This window comes from Streptomyces sp. NPDC005195 (genome assembly GCF_040608315.1).
GTDB classification, from domain to species: domain Bacteria; phylum Actinomycetota; class Actinomycetes; order Streptomycetales; family Streptomycetaceae; genus Streptomyces; species Streptomyces kaempferi.
In genome coordinates this window covers 1-4,209 of sequence record NZ_JBEXHZ010000173.1, presented here as the reverse complement: position 1 = coordinate 4,209, position 4,209 = coordinate 1, and the positions used below count along the sequence as shown (strand labels likewise).

At 71.7% G+C, this 4,209-nt stretch carries 4 protein-coding genes; 3 read left to right on the top strand and 1 reads right to left on the bottom strand.

What is annotated here, in order from left to right:
• Positions 1 to 33 precede the first annotated feature (33 nt).
• Complete coding sequence (locus tag ABZV34_RS37415) at positions 34 to 531, bottom strand: peptidylprolyl isomerase (RefSeq protein WP_356287132.1); 498 nt, start codon at positions 529 to 531, stop codon at positions 34 to 36.
• Positions 532 to 720: 189 nt separating this feature from the next.
• Between ABZV34_RS37415 and ABZV34_RS37410 the strand changes: the two genes are divergently transcribed.
• The 3 genes from ABZV34_RS37410 (at position 721) to ABZV34_RS37400 (ending at position 4,175) form a co-directional block, all read left to right on the top strand.
• Positions 721 to 963 (top strand): DUF5302 domain-containing protein, encoded by a 243-nt coding sequence (locus tag ABZV34_RS37410; protein ID WP_168526005.1) that lies wholly within the window; start codon positions 721 to 723, stop codon positions 961 to 963.
• 827 nt (positions 964 to 1,790) lie between these two features.
• Positions 1,791 to 2,915, top strand: a complete 1,125-nt coding sequence (locus tag ABZV34_RS37405; protein ID WP_356287129.1) for a PP2C family protein-serine/threonine phosphatase — start codon at positions 1,791 to 1,793, stop codon at positions 2,913 to 2,915.
• A gap of 354 nt (positions 2,916 to 3,269) precedes the next feature.
• Positions 3,270 to 4,175, top strand: coding sequence for a serine hydrolase (locus ABZV34_RS37400; protein ID WP_356287126.1), 906 nt, complete (start codon positions 3,270 to 3,272; stop codon positions 4,173 to 4,175).
• Positions 4,176 to 4,209: the final 34 nt, after the last annotated feature.

Genomic DNA, 4,209 nt, shown 5'->3' with positions numbered 1-4,209 from the left:
GCCGGGCTCGGGGAATACGGCGAACGGTGGTTGTCAGGCGCCGACGATGCCGGACTTCGCGATGATGATCTTCGCCTTGGTGGAACCGTTGCGGGAGCCGAGGGCCTCGACCTGCTTGACGATGTCCATGCCCTCGACGACCTCGCCGAAAACGACGTGCTTGTTGTCGAGCCAGTCGGTCACGATGGTGGTGATGAAGAACTGCGAGCCGTTGGTGTTCGGCCCCGCGTTCGCCATCGACAGCTGACCCGGCTTGGTGTGCTTGAGCTTGAAGTTCTCGTCGGCGAACTTCTCGCCGTAGATGCTCTTGCCGCCCGTGCCGTCGCCACGGGTGAAGTCGCCGCCCTGCAGCATGAAGTCCGGGATGACGCGGTGAAAGCCCGAACCCTCGTAACCGAAGCCGTGCGCGCCCGTGGCCAGCTCACGGAAGTTCTGCGCGGTCTTGGGGACCTCTTCGTCGAACAGCTTGAAGACGATCCGGCCCGCGGGCTCGTCGTTGATGGTGATGTCGAAGTAGACGTTGTCGCTCATGAAGACATCCTCACATCTCTTCGTTCCCCGATGGCACACACCTCCCCGGGTGACGCGCCGGGACCCGACGTGCTAGCCGGGAGGGCGGGCGCACGCTCGGCCGGCCGGGGTCCGGTTTCGGCGGCGGCGGTCCGTGCGGTGCCAGCATGACAAGCTGTACCTTCCAGCGCCCGAACCCAGGAGGTCAGCATGACTGCCGAGTCACAGCCACAAGAAGGTTCGGAGCCCACCGAGGCCGAGAGCCCCGCCCTGACGCCCGACGACGACGGCCAGTACGACCTGAAGCGCAAGTTCCGGGAGGCCCTGGCGCGCAAGCGCGGGATGCAGACGGACGGCACCGGCGGCAACGGCAAACCGGACGCGTCCAAGGTCCGCGGAGCACACGGACCGGCGTCGAGCCAGCGGTCGTTCCGCCGCAAGAGCGGCGGCTGAGCCGCACGGCACCGCGCGCACCTTTCCTATCCGCGCCAGCCGGGAGCCCGGAGCGGGGAGAGCCGGGGATCGGGAATCGGTCATGCGTGGGTGCGTCGGCACCAGTAGCGACGCGGCGCGCCCAGGTGAAGGCGTACGCCGATGGCCCGCGGCTCCACGGCGGGCGCGGGCCATCCGGGGCGGCCGCTCCGGTGGCGCCTGGAGCGGGGCGATCCGTACGTTCTGCGTACCTTCCGTTCGGCGGGCGGCGCGGCCGGGCCCTGGCGGCAGGTCCGACTGCGCCGCCATTGCGTGGTACGCCGGTCGGGGCTCGCGTCCCATGGAGCGCCTCGTCGCGCGGCAACTGCCCGGCTGGTCCGCCCCCCGGTAGCGGCTCCGGCAACGCCCTTGAGGGAGCGGTGGGTTGAAGCCGCCGCGGGGACGCCGACGCTCACGCCCCCGCTGCGCACGCGTACGTCCCGCCGCCTTTCCTGGAAGCGCAGATCGCACGCTTCGTGGTCCGGGGCCGTCCGGCCGGGGGAGCGGCCGGGGACCGGTGATCCTGTGCGCATGAGCGGACTGGTGAACCACGGGCCGCCCCGCGGGGGCCGGGCCGGGCGCCGCCGGCGTCCCTCACCCGACTCTTACCTTCGGGCCCGGATGGACGGGACCGGAGCCGGCCGCGTCGGGTGTGCGCCGTGTTCCTGGCGCGGAGCGCGCGGCGACGACTGCGGGCGGTCGTGTCGGGCGACGGGGAGCCACGTCAGGTAAGAAGTCAGGAAGACATCGTCGGCTCCGAATGATCCGCGGGTTCGCGACCCCGCCCGCCGCGGTGCACTGTGGAAACCATGACGGCGTGGAATCGGGGCTTTGCGCAGACGGGCCGGACAAGCCGTCTGCTGCTGCTGATTCCGGTGGCGCTCATCGTCCTCATCACGGTCGCCGACATCGTCGCCCCCTCCGACATCGTGCTCGGGCCCCTGCTGGTCATCGCGCCCGCGATCACCGCATGGGGCGAGGGCCCCCTGGTCACAGGCAGCGTCGGGGCCGCGGCGATGGCGGCCCAGGCGTTCATCGGCTGGCGCTCGGGCCAGCTCCTGTCGCGGAATGTGCTCGTACAGCTGTTCGCCCTGGCCGCGCTCTCCGCGCTGATCGTCATCCTGTCCGTGATCCGCGACCGGCACAGCCGTGAGCTCGCCCGGGTACGGTCGGTCGCCGAGGCGGCACAGCGGGTACTGCTCTGGCCGCTGCCGAGCCGGCTCGGCACCCTGCGGCTCGCCTGCGTCTACCTGGCGGCCGAAGAGGAGGCCGAGATCGGCGGTGACCTCTACGCGGCCGCCCGCAGCCCGCAAGGCACCCGTGTCGTGATCGGCGACGTGCGTGGCAAGGGCCTGCCCGCCATCGGGGAGGCGGCCTTCCTGCTCGGCGCGTTCCGTGAGGCCGTGCACCAGAACGCCGGGCTGCCCGCGCTGGCCGGCTCCCTGGAGCGGAGCCTCAGCAGATACCTCGACGACTTCGAGCCCACGGACGAGGCGGGGGAACGATTCGTCACGGCGCTGCTGCTGGAGATCCCGGACGACGACCCCGTCGTCCGGATGGTCAGTTGTGGTCACCTCGCGCCGCTGCTGCTGCGGTCGGGCAGTGCGGTGAGCGCCCCGGAACTGGCCCCGGCGCCTCCGCTCGGAGTCGGTCTCACGGATCCCGGCGAGGTCACGGTCGCCGTGCTGCCCTTCGCCGTGGACGACACGCTGCTCCTGTTCACCGACGGTGTCGTCGAGGCCCGTGACCGCGACGGTGTCTTCTATCCGCTCGCGGACCGCGTCGCCCAGTGGGTCGGTCATCCTCCGGAGACCCTGCTCCAGGGTGTGCAGCGCGATCTGCTCGCCCACGCCGGCGGACGCTTCGGCGACGATGCCGCCCTCATCGCCATCCGCCGCACGGGGGAGCAGGCGCCGCCGGCCCGAGCGCGGTAGGTGTCGGCCGGAGCGCGGTGGACGTCGGCCCGGCGCGTTGAGCATCGGCCCGAGCGCGTTGAGCGCCGCCTCAGGGCTGAGACGGGCGGGAGTCACGACGCCTCCCACGGACGCCGGGGCGAGGTGCCGTGAGCAGGTCACGATGGTCCGCGCACTGGCGCCGGACGCCCAGGATCCCGCTCGGGGGACTCGATCCTGATGATCGCCTTCGGCGAGGGTGTCGCCCTATGGCACTTTTCACAATCCGGCCGGGAAGAGGCCCGTCGTGACCCCGGTCACCGCGAGTGGCGCGCGATTTGTTTATGTTCGCTCCTCAGTGACCCTTCCACACCACTTGTCGAGGCTCGCTTGAACATGCCGAACCAACCGCGCCCCCAGCAGCACGTGGAGATCCCGGCGAGACACCGGGGCAGGCGCGCCTTCGTCGGCGCCGGCGCACTCCTGGCGCTGTCGACGGCGCTCCTCGCGGGCGGCACGGCGCACGCGGCACCCGCGACCGCGGTGGTCGACAGGGCTACCGAACCGTCCGGAGCCGAGACCGGACGTCCGGCCGCCGAACCCCACGACAGGACACGTGTGACGGCGGCGGTGCTCGATCTCGACGGCACCGGCCGGGAGCCCGCGGTGTACGGCGACGACGTCACGTACGACACCGCGAGCATCATCAAGGTCGACATCCTCGCGACACTGCTGCTGCAGGCGCAGGACGAGGGTCGCTCTCTCACCGCGCGGGAACGCGCCCATGCCGAACCGATGATCCGCCGCAGCGACAACGCGGCGGCGAACGCGCTGTGGCGCGAGATCGGCCGGGCGCCGGGTCTGGCGGCGGCGAACGAACGGCTGGGCCTGACCGGGACCAAGGGTGGATCCGGCACTCGCTGGGGACTGACCCGGACGACGGCGAGTGACCAGATCCGCCTGCTGCGCGCGGTGTTCGGTACGGGCGGGAGGTCGGCCGCGGGCGTCGGCGGGCTGAACCAGGAGTCCCGCACCTATGTCCGGACCCTGATGACCGACGTCGCGAGCGAGCAGGCGTGGGGTGTCTCGGCGGCCGCGGACTCCGGGTGGGCGCTGAAGAACGGCTGGCTGCAGCGGAGTACGTCCGGACTCTGGGACGTCAACAGCGTGGGACGGATCGTGGTGGACGGACACCGCTACCTCGTCGCGGTCCTCTCGGACGGCAGCGCCTCGATGAAGGACGGTGTCGCGCTGGTGGAGGGAGCCGCTCGGGCCGCCCTCACCGCGGCGTCCGGGCAGTGACCGGCGCCGGCCGCGGGGCGCGCGGCCGGCCATG